The 1306-nt window shown below is 77.7% G+C and carries 2 protein-coding genes; both read right to left on the reverse strand.

The annotated features are described in order from the left end of the window. Positions 1-74: 74 nt before the first annotated feature. On the reverse strand, positions 75-542 hold the full coding sequence (locus E2C05_RS31850) for a 23S rRNA (pseudouridine(1915)-N(3))-methyltransferase RlmH (protein ID WP_240046987.1): 468 nt from the start codon (positions 540-542) through the stop codon (positions 75-77). Between the two features lie 312 nt (positions 543-854). Then, positions 855-1306 (reverse strand): ribosome silencing factor (gene rsfS, locus E2C05_RS31855; protein WP_240046988.1); only part of this gene is annotated, 452 nt, incomplete at its 5' end.

Raw genomic sequence — 1306 nt, forward strand, 5'->3', positions numbered from 1 at the left:
GTGCGGGCACCCCGGGCGCCGGAGCGCGCCGGGCGGCCGCCCGTGCGCCGCAGCGGGCCTTGCGGCGGCGCGGCTCAGCCCGGCCGCCAGGCCCGGTGATAGGGATGGCCGGCGCGGATCGCCTGCACGCGGTACCACTGCTCGGCCAGCAGGCCGCGGACCAGGAAATGCGGCCAGGTCAGCGGCCCGAGCGAGAGGCGGTGATCGGCCCGGGCCAGCACCGCCGGGTCCAGCCCCTCCGCTCCGCCGATGGCGAAGGCCAGCGCCCGGCCGGTGTCCTCCCAGCGCGCCGCCAGCGCCGCCAGCGCCTCGCTGGCCGGGGCCTGGCCGCCGAGGTCCAGCGCGACCAGCCAGGCGCCCTCCGGCAGGGCGGCGAGCAGCGCCGCGCCTTCCCGCCGCCGGACCTCCGCGGCGCTGCCGCGGGCTTCCGGCAGTTCGGTCACCGCGAAGGGCGGGCGGAGCCGGGCATTGTAGTGCTCGAACAGCGCCAGTTCCGGCCCTGGCTTCAGCCGGCCGATCAACAGCAGGCGGGGCGGCTTCAAGGCCACCTCCCGGCGCCGTCCGGGCTGGCGGTCATCGCCGCCCGCCCGGCTGGCCGAGACCCGACGGCCGGCACCGGGACCGCCGCGACCGGCGCTTGGCACGGCGCGTCGGCGGCGGCCCGGCACCGCGCACCCCGGGCCCGGATGCGGCAGCGGCCGATGACGCGGAGCAGTCCCCGCCGACCCGCCGCCACCCGGCGCGGGCCGCACCCGGGCGGATGGCGTTCAGGCGGCCCCGTCCGAACGGAGCCGGACGCAGGGAAACCAGCGGTCCCGAGCATGCCGCGCGAGCGATCGCGGCCGCCGCAGGCCCTAGCGCTCGGGCGCTGGGCTCTCCGGGCCCCACATCCGCTCCAGCGCATAGGTTGCCCGCGCCTCGGGCCGGAACAGGTGGATGACCAAGTCGCCGGCATCGATCAGCACCCAGTCGGGCGAGGCCTGGATCTGGTTGCGGCGCAGGCTCATCCCGGCCTTCTCCAGCGCCTCCTCCACATGGACCGCCATGGCCTGAAGCTGCCGCTCCACCTGGCCGGTGGCGATGATCAGGCGGTCGGTGACATCGGACCGGCCGGTGACGTCCAGCACGAGGATGTCCTCGGCCTTGTCGTCCTCGAGGCTGGTACGGGCGGCGGCGACCAGCATCTCCAGCCGGTCGGGCGCGACCTTCGGCTTGCGCGGCCGCTTCGGCGCCGCATCCGGCCCGGCCGCGAAGGCGCGCTTGGCGGCGCTGGCCGGCGCCGGCTTGGTGGCGGCGGGCTTCGCGG

The sequence above is a fragment of the Paracraurococcus ruber genome (assembly GCF_004353985.1).
GTDB lineage: Bacteria > Pseudomonadota > Alphaproteobacteria > Acetobacterales > Acetobacteraceae > Paracraurococcus > Paracraurococcus ruber.